The organism is Ruegeria sp. AG6 (genome assembly GCF_056541565.1).
In genome coordinates this window covers 30,496-43,055 of sequence record NZ_JBQFYQ010000007.1, presented here as the reverse complement: position 1 = coordinate 43,055, position 12,560 = coordinate 30,496, and the positions used below count along the sequence as shown (strand labels likewise).

The window sequence follows — 12,560 nt, the reverse complement described above, 5'->3', positions numbered from 1 at the left end:
GCATTTTGTAAAAATATGAAGGCAGTATAAGCTCTTACCATTAAGCCTGCGGTCGAAATGACGGAAACGCGCCAAGGGGGTTAACTAACTCATTCCCGTCCGCCGACCGAATACCTTGGCGTTTGCAGACAGCGAACAGAAGGGCAATCGAATGGCACAAACAAAGAAGATGCTGGATCCGGACCCCCGGATTTACGACTTCGAAACGGAATATGAACTGGGGCAGGATAACGTCCGGCCGTTTGGCTTGGACATTCACAACCCGGTCTTTCTGATCTCGAGTATCATGATCTTTGCGTTCGTTCTGATCGCATTGGCCAACCAAGAGGCCGCAGCTACGTTTTTCGGCTGGCTCCGACCTTGGCTAACCAGCACGTTCGATTGGTTTCTGGTCCTTTCGGTAGATGCAATCACCCTGTTTTGTCTGGTACTGATCATCCTGCCCGTCGGCAGTGTGCGGATCGGCGGCAAGGACGCCACGCCTGATTATTCCTACGCCGGATGGATCGCGATGATGTTCGCCGCCGGTATTGGTATCGGCCTGTTGTTTTTCGGGGTGATGGAGCCGGTCTACTACAACTTTGCCGAAGACGGGAATGCGCGCCCACTGGGAATCGATATCGCTGTCCCTGGCAATGAGTATATCGGCATCGTCGGTACCATTCACCATTGGGGGCTGGAAGGCTGGGCGGTTTACGCCGCAGTCGGCCTGAGCCTGGCAATCTTCAGCTACAATCTGAACCTGCCCCTGACTTTGCGTTCGGCCTTCTATCCAATTCTGGGTGAACGGGTCTGGGGCTGGTGGGGCCATATCATCGACACGTTGGCGGTTTTTGCCACGTTGTTCGGATTGACCACATCGCTCGGTCTGGGTGCTCAGCAGGTTGCCGCTGGCCTTTACGAGGTCTTCGGCATCGAACCCAGCCCCACCGTCGTGGTTCTGCTGATCATCGGCATTACGTTGATCGCGCTGGGCTCGGTTTTGCTGGGCATGGATGCGGGCGTCAAACGGCTGAGTGAGATCAATATGATCATGGCCGTGGGGCTGTTCCTTTTCGTCATCGCTGTAACGGGCATTGGCACCGCCATCGCGCGGTATTTCAACGTGATGACTGATTACGTGCTGCACCTGCCCGCGCTGTCGAACCCGTTCGGACGGGAAGACACCAGCTATTTCCACGGTTGGACGACCTTCTACTGGGCGTGGTGGATCGCATGGTCACCGTTTGTTGGGATGTTCATTGCCCGCATTTCAAAGGGCCGTACAGTGCGCGAGTTCGTAATCTGTGCGCTGCTCGCGCCAACTGCCGTCTGTGCCCTGTGGATGTCGACCTTCGGCGGCGCTGCCATCGACATGTTGAACGCAGGCGGAGCGGAAGGCGTTCGCGCGACCGTGATCGACAGCTACGCCCCCGAGGGAGCCTTGTTCGGTTTCCTGAAGGAGCTGCCGCTGTACAGCATCGTAGCCCCGATCGCCTTAGTCCTGATCGTGATCTTCTTCGTCACCTCGTCTGATTCCGGATCTTTGGTGATCGACACGATCACTGCAGGCGGCAAGATGGACGCACCCGTGGTTCAGCGCGTGTTCTGGTGCACTTTGGAAGGCCTGGTTGCCATCGCATTGCTGTTGGGAGGCGGTCTTTCCGCATTGCAGGGCGCGGCGGTTTCAACCGGCATCCCCTTTACGCTGGTGGTTCTGATAATGTGCTACTGCCTGTGGCTGGCGTTGAAATCTGAGCGGGCAAAGATGTAGATTATACACCGAATTCCCAAAAAACGCCTGCCGCATGGTGGGCGTTTTTTCGGGTCGATTTAAGAAATCCTGGACCTTCGTTACTCGTAACTCCAAGTAAAGATGGGCACGGGCGTTTACCTGTGAACATTTTCCAAGAGGGGTTTGCGATTTGCCTGATGCCGTTGAACCAGTTTTCGCATTAGCTTGCCCCGTTGCGGAATAAAACGCGCAGAAGTTGCTTGAAACTGCGGAGCGCAGCACTCTGGAAACAAGTCCATGATTTCTTGTCGCGCGTCAGCCGAGACTGATTTGAGTGCTTCGGGGCCGGTAAACAGGCTTTCTGTCGGTGTCCCATTGGACCAGATGATTTCATGGGTATCGAACAGCAAGTGGAAATACTCAATACCGTCAGTTGTGTCTTGCACAATGTCCACGCCGTCCAGTGGCAACAACTTGTTTGCGGGGATCAGCACATCCTTGCAATCGAACATCCGCAGTGCAACTGCCGACGACACAAGAACGCGATGCTGCGGTGAGACGACAAGGTCCTGTTTGGGGAATCCGTCGCCTAAAGCTCCGGTGCTGATCAAAATGGGTCTTAGCCTTTGCTGCGCATGAAGCTCGGCAGCGCTGAGGCGTCGCGTACCGATCCATCGAATAGGTTTGTAGCCATTGTCAAAGGTCAACACCTGATCTGAAATCTCCAGGTCTTCGACCGCCACTGATCCGTGGCGTGTTTCAATCATTGTCCCAGATGCAAAGCACAGAACGTCCACAAACTCACCGCTTGCGTTGGTCGGGCCGGTTAAAATCTGGTCAATTTCAATAGTATTGGTACCGCTGTCGTTCCAGGCCGCTGCAATCGCATCGGTATTGACTGTCATTCCGTTGAACAGCTCTAGAGGTTCAAGCGGACCATTGTTTGTCTTCACACCGTAGAGTTCGACCGTCCCATCCGGATTGATCATCAGGCGGACCACGGGATCACCGTTTGTATTCCCCAACTGCCAAACAGCTGGCGTGTTGACTTCATATCTCTGACCGTCGGCAAACCGAACTGTTTGCCCCGAGGTTCCAGAAATCTGGAACTGAAGTTCATTGGGCGAAGATCCGGGTCCGCCAACAAACAGGTCAACACCGTTGATTTGAGCACTGAAGCTGTTGTCGAGCGTATCGAAATCGATAACGACACCGCCACCGGGAGAAGTATCTGCATATGTGGTACTGTTACCGTCTGATATGCTGAAGCTGGTCATCTAATTTTCTGAATTTTGTATAAGCCTGAGTTAGCACAAAGCTCATTTGCGTTTAACAATCAGGCTGGGCATTGGGTGGTGTCGCTTTTGTGTTCCGGTTCATACTAGAAAGTCCAGCCTCCCTGCAGGGCGCTGTGGTGTGGAATTGATACCGGTAAAGCCGCTGGTTCTGATGATGTGCCAAGGCTTGTGGCTGGCGCAGCGAGTGTTTTCAGATGCCAATAACCATGGCTGCAAGATACTGTTGAGGCAGGGACGATTCCATCCTTGCCCAAACAGGGAACTTGCCCGCCTTGTCGAGTGTTCTTCGGCGCTGCTATTGCGTTGACATTGAACTCTCGGAACAGGATTTGTACTGCAAAACGATCTGCTGTCGACCACCCCGGAGGAATGAGTGTCAATTGTTGATGTCCTGGCTGCGCGCCTGATCGAAGATGTCAAATCCAATGACCTGTCAGGTAGCTTTCTGATGCTTGGGCGGCAGGATTGGATCGGTGCGCGCCGGTCTGCGTCCGCCGCATTGTTCAGGGAAACCTTGCAGAAATACCTGCCCGGAGTGGCCGAAGCTGACCTTTGCAACCCGGATGATGGATATTCGGAAACATTCTTTCGGAAACTTGGGTTCTCGGAAGTGGATTCGCTGGATTTTTCGGATTTCGAAGGTGCGAGCATCGTTCAGGATCTCGCGGGGGATTTGCCTGAAAACCTGGTTGGTCGGTTTGACGTTATCTATGACGGTGGAACATGCGAGCACGTGTTCGACTTGCCGACCGCATACCGGAACATCGACAAGATGCTGAAGCCCGGGGGTGTGTTTATCGCACATTCGCCATCGAACAACTGGATCAATCACGGCTTCTATCAGATTTGCCCAGAGATCGTGTACGGCTTTTGGGTCAACGCCATGAACTATGAGGCTCTGAAATGTGTGTGGCAGCCGTTAAGGCCATATGCCGCCCGTGACGTGGTGAAGATGACGAATCCCAACAAGACAAAGAAACGTCCGCGACCGCTGGGAACTTTTGGTCCGGGATTGCCTGTCCTTCTGGATTATGTGGTTCGAAAACCTGTTGCCGGCACCAAGACAAGTGCAAGTGTGTCGCAAAGCGACTATGCCACGCGCTGGGAAAACACGCAGAAAGCTTAGAACCAAGTGCCGCAACGGACAATCCCTGACGGCCACGGCATTCCCTGATCGCCACGGAATGCTCTGCTGTTCTGGCAAGTTAAGGGGGATGTATCGCTTGCGGCGGATCCAACGGAAAACGCCCGCCGGTTGGCGGGCGTTGAACCGGAAAACCCGGTTTCAGGTCATCTGCAAAAAAGCGCTTAGCGGCGGATGCCCAGCTTTTTGATCAGGTCCTGGTAACGTGCTTCTTCTTTGCCTTTCAGGTAGTCCAGCAGCTTGCGGCGCTGGGCAACCATCTTCAGCAGACCGCGACGACCGTGGTTGTCTTTCTTGTGGGTCTTGAAGTGCTCGGTCAAAGTGGTGATGCGCGAGGTCAGGATGGCAACCTGTACTTCAGGCGAACCGGTGTCGCCCTCTTTGGTTGCGAATTCTTTCATGACGCGTGCTTTTTCTTCAGCAGTGATCGACATCGGGGTCTCCTTCAAAGGTTAGAGTTGATGGCGCAGGCCGGGATGTCGTCCAGCACAGGCCCATGGAGAAAACCGCACCGATTCCGATGCGGATGGGCGCGTATAAGCGCATTTTCACCAAATGGCAAAGGGAATTTGCGTGCTCAGACCATCTGCCCGTACTGGGCCAGTTGCGCTTCGGTGATCAATTGAATGTCGGCCACCGTCATGCCTTGAGCCCCGTATACCTGCGCCACTTCCTGACCGTTGATCATCACCCGGGTCAGATTGGCATTTTCAGCGTCAGGTTCCACCTCAATCTCCGGGTCGGCCTCATCCTCCCAAGTGACAAGCAGCTTGTCCTCACCGGGTTGGAATCCCATGACGGTCACGTCTTCGTCACCCGGGCTCAGCACGATGTCATCGGCGCCTTGACCACCGTTAACCACATCCCCGCCGCCTGCCACAATGGTGTCGTCACCGGCGCCGCCATTCAGGAAGTCCTTTTCGGCTGCGCCCTCTTCGATGCCAAAGACAAAGTCATTGCCGTCGCCGCCAAAGACCGTATCTTCACCTGCGCCACCGTTCAGGGCATCGTCTCCGAACCCGCCCTGCAACGCGTCATCATCCGCCCCGCCCGTCAGAGTATCGTCGCCCTGACCGCCATAAAGTTCGTCTTCGCCTTCGCCGCCATCCAGGGTGTCGTCCCCGAAATGGCCGAACAGGGCATCGTCCCCCTCATTGCCGAACAGAATGTCGTCATCCGCCTCTCCGTGCAGAACATCATCACCCTGACCGCCCGAAATCGTGTCCGTACCTTCGCCCCCGTGCAGAACGTCATCGCCCTTGCCGCCGTCGATGGTATCATCGCCGCCAAACCCGTTGATCTGGTCAACACCGTCCTGACCGGTGATCTGGTCAGGGCCATCGCTGCCGGCAATCACCAGGTCTCCTTCGAATTCAGAGATTACGGTGCCAGTGGACTGGGTTTCGATGTCGGGATTCACCGGGTCTTCGACGTTTTCGCCAATCTCAAGAAACTCTCCGGTGTAGGGTTCCGCTTCCGGGTCCTCGTTGGGCCCGTCCTCTGAAACGTCCTCGTCTTCGATCAGCATATCGCTCATCGCGTATGCGGCACCGCCGATGGCGGCGAGTCCGATCAATCCGGCCAGAAACATGACACCTCTCCGATCGCAGAATGCTCCGAGGGTGAACATCCCATGCAATCGGCAATCGGGTCAAAGTCAAGTTATTGAAATGGTAAATACTTTATCACCATTGCTCGGGCTGTTGGCTGTAGGCGATATAAAGCGGGTGCTTGGGGTGACCGTCTTTGGTCAAGCCCAGATGGAACAGCGGCTGGCCGGTCCGGCGCAGCAGGGTTTCCACCGCCGGGCCCCGGTCCAGATGCGCACCATGGGTGCCCCAGGCGGCGATGACCTGATCAGCCCACCGAACACCTTCCAGAATGGCGGCGTCATTTTCCGGGCCTACCGGATCGGCAGCAGCGCGCATCTTGCGCGGATCGGTGTCGCGCCAGGCAAAGATGTTGGTCACCTGAAACGCGCCGAACCCCAGCGCCCGGGCACGACGTTCGCAGCGTTCAACCGTCGGGTCGTTCTGCACTTCGGTCGCGGTAGACGGGTTCAACATGACAAACAGCGCCTTGCGCGCTGCCGGGTTCCACACGCGGGTCAGGCTATAACGGTATTTCTCGCAGTCGGAGTAAATGGCGGTCGAGGGCGCATCGCCCTTGGTGTGCGTTCGGGTGATCATGCCTTTCGCCTAACATGTGGTTCAGGCGGCGAACACCCGGCTGGGATGCAATTCGCCCGATTTGTAAACCCCCACGGCCACGGCCTTGCCATCCAGCGAGGCCCATGCCTCGTCGCCGTATTCAACATCCGAGGCCAACACCATGCCTGGGTTGCCATTGCGCAGGCGGGTTGCGCCTTCGGGGGTGCATTTAAGCTCTGGCAGGTCGGACAGGCCGGCTTCCAGCGGGTGCAGATAGTCGTCCAACACCGTGGTTTTTGCCATTTCGTCGATCTGTTCGATGCTCAACCCGTCTTCGGCCTCGAACGGTCCGGACCAGATCCGGCGCAGTTCCCGGACGTGGCCGTGGCATCCCAGCGCTTCACCCAGATCGCGGGCGATCGAGCGGACATAACCGCCCTTGCCGCAGGTCATCTCCAACACCACGTGATCTGCGTCGGGGCGGTCGACAAGGATCAGTTCCTCGACCCAAAGAGGCCGGGCTGTCAGTTCCACGTCTTCGCCGTCGCGGGCCAGTTTATAGGCGCGCTGGCCGTCGATTTTCACGGCGGAAAACTTGGGCGGAACCTGCATGATGTCGCCCAGAAACGGGGTCAATGCTTGTTTGATGTCTTCATCCGACGGGCGGGCATCGCTTTCGGCAATCACTTCGCCCTCGGCATCGTCAGTGTTGGTGGCCTGGCCCAGACGGACAGTGAAGGTGTAGGCTTTCAGAGCGTCCGTGATGTAGGGAACGGTTTTGGTCGCCTCACCCAGAGCCACGGCCAGAACGCCGGTCGCTTCGGGGTCAAGCGTACCCGCATGGCCCGCCTTTTTGGCATCCATCGCCCAGCGCACCTTGTTGACCACAGCGGTCGACGTCATGCCCGCGGGCTTGTCCACCACCAGCCAGCCGGAAATGTCGCGACCCTTGCGTTTGCGTCCCATATAGCACCTTCAATCTTGCTGAGGCGCGCGACCTAGCGGATCGCCATCGTCCTGTCAATTTCAAGGTGCGTCTTCGACCACACCCACGATCGGCCCCAGCGAAAACCCGACATCGGACCGATTGTTCGCGCGGTCATACATGCGAGAGATATTGCCATCGAAGAACAGCGCATTCGGAGTTTCCAGCACGTCGCGGAACAGACGGCCGAATTCGTGGAATGTGACGTAATCTTCGGAAATCGCGAACACCGCGCGGGTACCATCGGCGCTGGTGCCCACCCCGTTGCGCACATAGAGCGAAGTCGAATCGGGCAGGAACCGGGGGTGCAGGTCACCATCGATCACCAGCATCGGGCCGGATTGGCTGGCGAACCGGCAGTCGGGGGCCCGGTCGATGAAATCCAGCGTCTCGAACACGTCAGCGCGGCCCTCGCGGATGCAGAACACGCCGTTGGGCAGCAGGCCGAAATTGCCGGGGCCGGGGTTGGAGATCACCCGCATGACCTCTTTGCCGTTCTCGACATAATGGCCGACGGGCGAACGGTCATCGTGGTACATTCCCGCGTTCATGGCAAAGGCCAGACGCTTGCCGCCGGGGGCCAGCGCCTCGTTCACCGACGAGAAATGCCCCAGCAGATCCCCGTTTTCGTCGTTGAGAAACAGGCGCAGGTCTTCGTTTTCCGCGTCGACCTCGCAGATGGTATAGCGCTTGTCATCATGGGTCAGCTTTTCGCAAGTGACCGCAGAGGCTTGTGCGGCCCAGACAACCGCGCCCAATGTGACGAATGCCCGGATCACTCGTCCAGATCGCGGCGCACCGCGTCCTGTTCGAACATGCGGCGGGTGTCGTCCAGACGGTCAAACGTGTCATCCAGGCGGAACCGAAGATCGGGCGAGAATTTCAGGCCGACCTTTTTGCCGACCATGCGCCGCAGTTCACTTTTGTTGCGGGCGAGCAGATCGATCACGTCCTCCTGCCCTTTGCCGCCCAAGGGCAGCACATAGGCGGTGGCGATTTTCAGATCGGGCGAGGTGCGCACCTCACCCACTGTGATCGACATGCGGTTCAGGTCGGGGTCGTGGACATCTCCGCGCGCCAGAACCTCGGACAGGGTGCGGCGGATCAGTTCGCCGACGCGCAGCTGTCGTTGGGACGGGCCGGGGCCATCGTGGAATTTGTTCTTTGCCATAATCCCCGATCTAAGCGCAAACCGGGGCTTTGCCAAGCGGGCGCGAACGGGGTAGGAGGCTTTGAGCAGTTTGCAGCAAGGGAATACCGCCATGACCCATATTCCGGGTATCGTCATCACAGGGGCTTCGGGCCGTATGGGGCAGATGCTGATCAAGACCGTAACCGACAGTGATCAGGCGCGTCTGGTCGGCGTGGTCGAGCGCATGGGGCATGACTGGGTCGGTCAGGATGTGGGCGAAGCCATGGGTGGCCAGGCGCTGGGCGTCAAAGTTACCGATGACCCGCTGGAAGCTTTTGCGCAGGCACAGGCGGTGATCGACTTTACCGCGCCCGAGGCGACGCTGGACTTTGCCGCTTTGGCCGCGCAGGCGCGTTGCGTGCATGTGATCGGCACGACCGGCATGACGGATGAGCAGATCGCCGCGCTGGAACCGGCCTCGCGCCACGCGGTGATCGTGCGGGCAGGGAACATGAGCCTTGGCGTCAACCTGCTGGTGCAACTGACCAAGAAAGTCGCGGCTGCACTGGATGAGGATTTTGATATCGAAATCATCGAAGGGCATCACCATCACAAGGTGGACGCACCATCCGGCACCGCGCTGATGCTGGGCGAGGCCGCCGCCGAGGGGCGTGGCGTCAAACTGTCGGATGTGGCCGACCGGGGGCGGGATGGCATCACCGGTGCGCGCAAGCGTGGTGACATTGGCTTCCACGCCATTCGCGGCGGAGACATCGTTGGTGAACATGACGTCCTGTTCGCCGCGCCCGGCGAGCGCATCGTTCTGCGCCATCTGGCCAGCGACCGCGCGATTTTTGCCCGCGGCGCGCTGAAGGCGGCGCTGTGGGGGCAGGGGAAGGCACCCGGCCAATATGACATGGTGGATGTGCTGGGGTTGTGAGCCATAGACGAAGCGGTCGCCGACGCTAAGCTTTGATTCATGAGGATTCGGCGCTCTGGACTGGCAACCGGCATTTTGCTTGCGGTGTTCTACCTGACACTGTTGCCATTCGTTGCGCATGGCGTTGAAATGATCGGCAAAGGCCTGTCGCAGGACGCTGCCCGGCACAGTTACTTGTTCGCTGATGGTGAGAATGTCGGCAATGCCGCGATGTTGGTACACATTCTGGCTGGTACTTTTCTGGTCGCACTCGTCCCGCTTCAACTGTTGAAGGGGCTGCGGCTCAAGTACAATCGATTTCACCGCATGTTGGGAGCCTGTCTGGTGGCGCTGGCATGGATCACCGGGCTGGCGGGCATGAGCTATATTCCCCTGCGCGGAACCATCGGTGGGCCGCTGATGTCTGCCGCCTTTTTTCTGTACGGGCTGTGTCTTTTCACGGCTGCGCTGATGGTGGCGCGCAGGGCTTTGCAAGGGGATCGCGCAGGCCATTGGGCATGGGGATTGCGGCTGTTCTGGCTGGCGTTGGGGTCGTGGCTTTACCGAGTCCACTATACGCTTTGGTATCTGCTGACCGGAGGGGTGGGGTCAGAGCCCGATTTCTCGGGCCCTTTTGATCTGGTGCAGAATTTCGCGTTCTTTGTGCCTTATCTGCTGGCCGTGCAGATCTGGATTGCGCGCCGGCGCCAGAGGCATCAGGGGGCGTTGGTCACAAATCCCTGACTTTGTCCGCCCGCAGCGGGCAGGCCAGATAAACGCCGAACTCTTTGCCGATATCGGCGCTGACCCGCGCGTGGACCCGGCCCTGACGATCCAGAAAACGCTGGTTGTCCTCGACCGGGAAAATCCCCTCGTGCCAGATGCCGGGATGGATATAGAGCCCCTTTGACCCGTCACACCAGAATGCCACCACCTTGTCCGGGGTCAGATTGTCGCCAGGCAGGGCCGCGGGCACGATGAAGGGCTTGTTGTCCAGCGGCCAGAACATCTGCCCGCCATCGGGGTGATAATTCATATGCCACAGCAACACCTGATCCCGCGGGGCCGTTTGCCGGTCGGTTTGCGCGTGCTGAGGGTCGGCGGACCAACCCAGCACGTAATGGCCTTTGACCGCCTCGTTCTCACCGTAAAGCACGTCACCCTGCCAATCGCATTTGAACGTGCCTTCAACCCAGCCGCCTTCGTCACCCGTGCCGTCGTCAATCGGTCGCCAGCCCTGCTGCGGCCAGCGTACGATCTCGATTTCAAAGGTCTCGGGGTCGTCGACCAAACAGCCGTACCCCCTAACCGTGTTGTCCGTCGCCCGGATCAGGGGAACCTCGTGCCACGGCAGGGATGGCTTGGAACTGGCCTCGAAGATGTACTCGGGTGCGGTCATGATGCCCCCAGGTGCTTGTCGACCATGCGCTGCACCATCGGTGCGAAATGGGCGAAATCCGGTGTCTCCATGTCCGCCCGTTTGCCGGCCTCATCCAGGTACCGGACTTGAATGATCTCTTTCAGGTTCGGATTGGATTCGAAGGCGGCGACTTCTTCGGCGCTCATCGGGCCGCCTTGCAGTTCCAAGGTATGGACCGAGGCGGCAGAGAGGCGGTTGAAATATTCGGGCTTGGTGGCGCAGAGATACCGTTTGGCGGCCACGTGATAGCGGCAGCAATCGGTGATGACCGAAGGGAAGAACTGTTCCAGCACCTCAGCACCCGCATCCTCGTGGTGGCGGTCTTCGGTATCATCGGGGTGGTAGGTTCCGAATTCGGACGTGAAATGGCCGATATCATGCAACAAGGCGCCGACGATGATCTCTTCAGGCTGGCCGTTCTGTTCGGCGATGGTGGCGCCTTGCAGCATGTGCTGGGCCATGGTGACGGGTTCGCCAAGATATTCCTCACCGCCGCGGCGTTCGAAGATATCCCCGATGAAGGCGACGATATTGTCCCGGTTCAGGGTCGAGAAATCGGGCTTCATTCCGCTGCCTCCGGCTGCGTCATCTTCATCGCCGCCAGTGTGGACAGCAGCCCGTCCTTGTCGGCATAGCATCCCTGCAACCAGCGCGAACCGGCACCGGAATAGCCCAGCCGTGCATGCAGGACACGGGTGTTGTCGACGATGAAACTTTCGCCCGGCTCCAGTTTGAACGACACGCCCATGGCCGGGTCGTCGATGATCTCGCCCAGTTGGCGGTAAGCCGCGTAATAGGCTTCCATCCTGTCGAAAGGCACGTCCACGAATGGCGCTGAGGAACGGTTGTTGAAGCGAATGCCAACCAGTTCGCCATCCGGCGACAATTCGATCATCGGACGGCGAGACCGCAGGCAGACACCGTCTGACCCCTTGTATTCAAACCGCGCCGGGTAGCCTGCCAGCAGCGCAAAACCTTCGGGGTTCTGCGCACGCAGCTTTTCGGCAGCGCGAAAGCCGTCGACCACGATCGAGTCACCCCCTTCGGCGCTGTTTTCCAGACAATAGAGGATTTGCAGCGTCGGCACAGGGTCGCGATAGGGGTTGTCGGTGTGGGCCTGCAAGCCAAGCCCGGTATAGGCGAGGTTGGTCGGGTTCACTTCCGTCCGAACTTCGAAATAAGGGCCATAGTTGGTTTCGCGGACATAGCCGAACAGGTCGGCCACTTTCAAAAGCGATTCCGGTTCGATTGGCCCGCCCGTCAGCTTGGCAAAGCCGTAACTCGCCACAGACGCCAGCCAGTTGCGTTTGGCCGCAGGGCTGGCATGAACCTCGTTCCAGTCGCCAGAGGGGGCGGCGATCCCGCCTTCCCAGGTGATGATGCCGGGGCCGGTGCGGCCCAGCGTGTCGTCCCGTTCGCAATCATAGTTGTGTTCGGCCAGCCATTCGGCCGGGAAAGTAACGGTTTTGTCTTCGGGCTGGAACGTGACCTGAAGGCCGCCCGCGACAACCTCGGCTGAACTGACCGAGATGTCAGCAGGGATATCGCCGATGGTGATCAGCCGCTGGCCGTTGCCCGGGGCCCGGGTTTCCGGGTCCAGCGCGTTGTCGCGCAACCAGACGGCGTGAAAGCGGGCTTGCGTTCCTGTGTCGAACGCGACGGTGACGACCGAAGTGTCATGGGTGGCGGTGCGCAGCATTTGGGGTCTCCTGTTCGGCGCGAGCTTTGGTTGAGCAGATACGCCGTTCATGGCATTACGACAATTAATCCTTATTTCGGCTGAGGCTTGGAAAATCTA

The 12,560-nt window shown here is 58.5% G+C and carries 14 protein-coding genes; 4 read left to right on the top strand and 10 right to left on the bottom strand.

Annotation, left to right across the window (positions count from 1 at the left end):
• Window positions 1-151 precede the first annotated feature (151 nt).
• Entirely contained in the window at window positions 152-1,753 is a 1,602-nt protein-coding gene (locus tag ACR0I0_RS14505) for a BCCT family transporter (protein ID WP_171637305.1), read from the top strand.
• Window positions 1,754-1,869: 116 nt separating this feature from the next.
• Here the strand turns inward: ACR0I0_RS14505 and ACR0I0_RS14500 are convergent, their stop codons facing one another.
• Window positions 1,870-2,991: a Hint domain-containing protein gene (locus ACR0I0_RS14500; protein ID WP_480491982.1), complete on the bottom strand. Its 1,122-nt coding sequence runs from the start codon at window positions 2,989-2,991 to the stop codon at window positions 1,870-1,872.
• 394 nt (window positions 2,992-3,385) lie between these two features.
• Here ACR0I0_RS14500 and ACR0I0_RS14495 point away from each other — a divergent pair, with 394 nt between their 5' ends.
• Complete coding sequence (locus ACR0I0_RS14495; RefSeq protein ID WP_171637304.1) at window positions 3,386-4,138, top strand: class I SAM-dependent methyltransferase; 753 nt, start codon at window positions 3,386-3,388, stop codon at window positions 4,136-4,138.
• Between the two features lie 182 nt (window positions 4,139-4,320).
• On the opposite strand, the gene rpsO is transcribed toward ACR0I0_RS14495, so the two are convergent.
• From rpsO to rbfA, 6 genes are all read right to left on the bottom strand, one after another.
• The gene (gene rpsO / locus ACR0I0_RS14490; RefSeq protein WP_152459381.1) at window positions 4,321-4,590 is read right to left on the bottom strand and encodes a 30S ribosomal protein S15; all 270 of its coding nucleotides are present in this window, start codon (window positions 4,588-4,590) and stop codon (window positions 4,321-4,323) included.
• A 143-nt stretch (window positions 4,591-4,733) separates the two neighbouring features.
• Complete coding sequence (locus ACR0I0_RS14485) at window positions 4,734-5,747, bottom strand: calcium-binding protein (RefSeq protein ID WP_480491980.1); 1,014 nt, start codon at window positions 5,745-5,747, stop codon at window positions 4,734-4,736.
• 94 nt (window positions 5,748-5,841) lie between these two features.
• Window positions 5,842-6,345, bottom strand: a complete 504-nt coding sequence (locus tag ACR0I0_RS14480; RefSeq protein WP_480491978.1) for a DUF1643 domain-containing protein — start codon at window positions 6,343-6,345, stop codon at window positions 5,842-5,844.
• 21 nt (window positions 6,346-6,366) lie between these two features.
• Complete coding sequence (gene truB, locus ACR0I0_RS14475) at window positions 6,367-7,272, bottom strand: tRNA pseudouridine(55) synthase TruB (protein ID WP_480491977.1); 906 nt, start codon at window positions 7,270-7,272, stop codon at window positions 6,367-6,369.
• 60 nt (window positions 7,273-7,332) lie between these two features.
• On the bottom strand, window positions 7,333-8,070 hold the full coding sequence (locus tag ACR0I0_RS14470) for a phosphodiester glycosidase family protein (protein ID WP_209835222.1): 738 nt from the start codon (window positions 8,068-8,070) through the stop codon (window positions 7,333-7,335).
• Window positions 8,067-8,462 (bottom strand): 30S ribosome-binding factor RbfA, encoded by a 396-nt coding sequence (gene rbfA, locus ACR0I0_RS14465; protein WP_152459376.1) that lies wholly within the window; start codon window positions 8,460-8,462, stop codon window positions 8,067-8,069. The genes ACR0I0_RS14470 and rbfA overlap by 4 nt, the downstream gene beginning before the upstream one ends.
• Before the next feature lie 91 nt (window positions 8,463-8,553).
• On the opposite strand from rbfA, the gene dapB reads away from it, so the two are divergent.
• On the top strand, window positions 8,554-9,363 hold the full coding sequence (dapB, locus tag ACR0I0_RS14460) for a 4-hydroxy-tetrahydrodipicolinate reductase (RefSeq protein WP_209835223.1): 810 nt from the start codon (window positions 8,554-8,556) through the stop codon (window positions 9,361-9,363).
• Between the two features lie 39 nt (window positions 9,364-9,402).
• Entirely contained in the window at window positions 9,403-10,086 is a 684-nt protein-coding gene (locus tag ACR0I0_RS14455) for a DUF2306 domain-containing protein (protein ID WP_480491974.1), read from the top strand.
• Here the strand turns inward: ACR0I0_RS14455 and ACR0I0_RS14450 are convergent.
• Genes ACR0I0_RS14450 through tmpA form a run of 3 tightly spaced genes read right to left on the bottom strand, consistent with a single transcriptional unit; the run spans window position 10,073 to window position 12,461 of the window.
• Window positions 10,073-10,741 carry an ureidoglycolate lyase gene (locus ACR0I0_RS14450; RefSeq protein WP_171724678.1) on the bottom strand — a complete coding sequence of 223 codons (669 nt, stop codon included), beginning with the start codon at window positions 10,739-10,741 and terminating at the stop codon, window positions 10,073-10,075. The genes ACR0I0_RS14455 and ACR0I0_RS14450 overlap by 14 nt on opposite strands.
• Window positions 10,738-11,328, bottom strand: coding sequence for a (R)-1-hydroxy-2-trimethylaminoethylphosphonate oxygenase (gene tmpB / locus ACR0I0_RS14445; RefSeq protein ID WP_171117191.1), 591 nt, complete (start codon window positions 11,326-11,328; stop codon window positions 10,738-10,740). Before tmpB ends, ACR0I0_RS14450 begins: the two co-directional genes overlap by 4 nt.
• The gene (gene tmpA / locus ACR0I0_RS14440) at window positions 11,325-12,461 is read right to left on the bottom strand and encodes a 2-trimethylaminoethylphosphonate dioxygenase (protein ID WP_480491971.1); all 1,137 of its coding nucleotides are present in this window, start codon (window positions 12,459-12,461) and stop codon (window positions 11,325-11,327) included. The genes tmpB and tmpA overlap by 4 nt, the downstream gene beginning before the upstream one ends.
• Window positions 12,462-12,560 lie beyond the last annotated feature (99 nt).

What these genes read in the sequence shown, in the direction of transcription:
- ACR0I0_RS14500 (WP_480491982.1), bottom strand. Translation starts at nt 2,991, where the DNA reads ATGACCAGCTTCAGCATATCAGACGGTAACAGTACCACATATGCAGAT.
- rbfA (WP_152459376.1), bottom strand. Translation starts at nt 8,462, where the DNA reads ATGGCAAAGAACAAATTCCACGATGGCCCCGGCCCGTCCCAACGACAG.
- ACR0I0_RS14480 (WP_480491978.1), bottom strand. Translation starts at nt 6,345, where the DNA reads ATGATCACCCGAACGCACACCAAGGGCGATGCGCCCTCGACCGCCATT.
- dapB (WP_209835223.1), top strand. Translation starts at nt 8,554, where the DNA reads ATGACCCATATTCCGGGTATCGTCATCACAGGGGCTTCGGGCCGTATG.
- rpsO (WP_152459381.1), bottom strand. Translation starts at nt 4,590, where the DNA reads ATGTCGATCACTGCTGAAGAAAAAGCACGCGTCATGAAAGAATTCGCA.
- tmpB (WP_171117191.1), bottom strand. Translation starts at nt 11,328, where the DNA reads ATGAAGCCCGATTTCTCGACCCTGAACCGGGACAATATCGTCGCCTTC.
- ACR0I0_RS14450 (WP_171724678.1), bottom strand. Translation starts at nt 10,741, where the DNA reads ATGACCGCACCCGAGTACATCTTCGAGGCCAGTTCCAAGCCATCCCTG.
- tmpA (WP_480491971.1), bottom strand. Translation starts at nt 12,461, where the DNA reads ATGCTGCGCACCGCCACCCATGACACTTCGGTCGTCACCGTCGCGTTC.
- ACR0I0_RS14505 (WP_171637305.1), top strand. Translation starts at nt 152, where the DNA reads ATGGCACAAACAAAGAAGATGCTGGATCCGGACCCCCGGATTTACGAC.
- ACR0I0_RS14485 (WP_480491980.1), bottom strand. Translation starts at nt 5,747, where the DNA reads ATGTTTCTGGCCGGATTGATCGGACTCGCCGCCATCGGCGGTGCCGCA.
- truB (WP_480491977.1), bottom strand. Translation starts at nt 7,272, where the DNA reads ATGGGACGCAAACGCAAGGGTCGCGACATTTCCGGCTGGCTGGTGGTG.
- ACR0I0_RS14455 (WP_480491974.1), top strand. Translation starts at nt 9,403, where the DNA reads ATGAGGATTCGGCGCTCTGGACTGGCAACCGGCATTTTGCTTGCGGTG.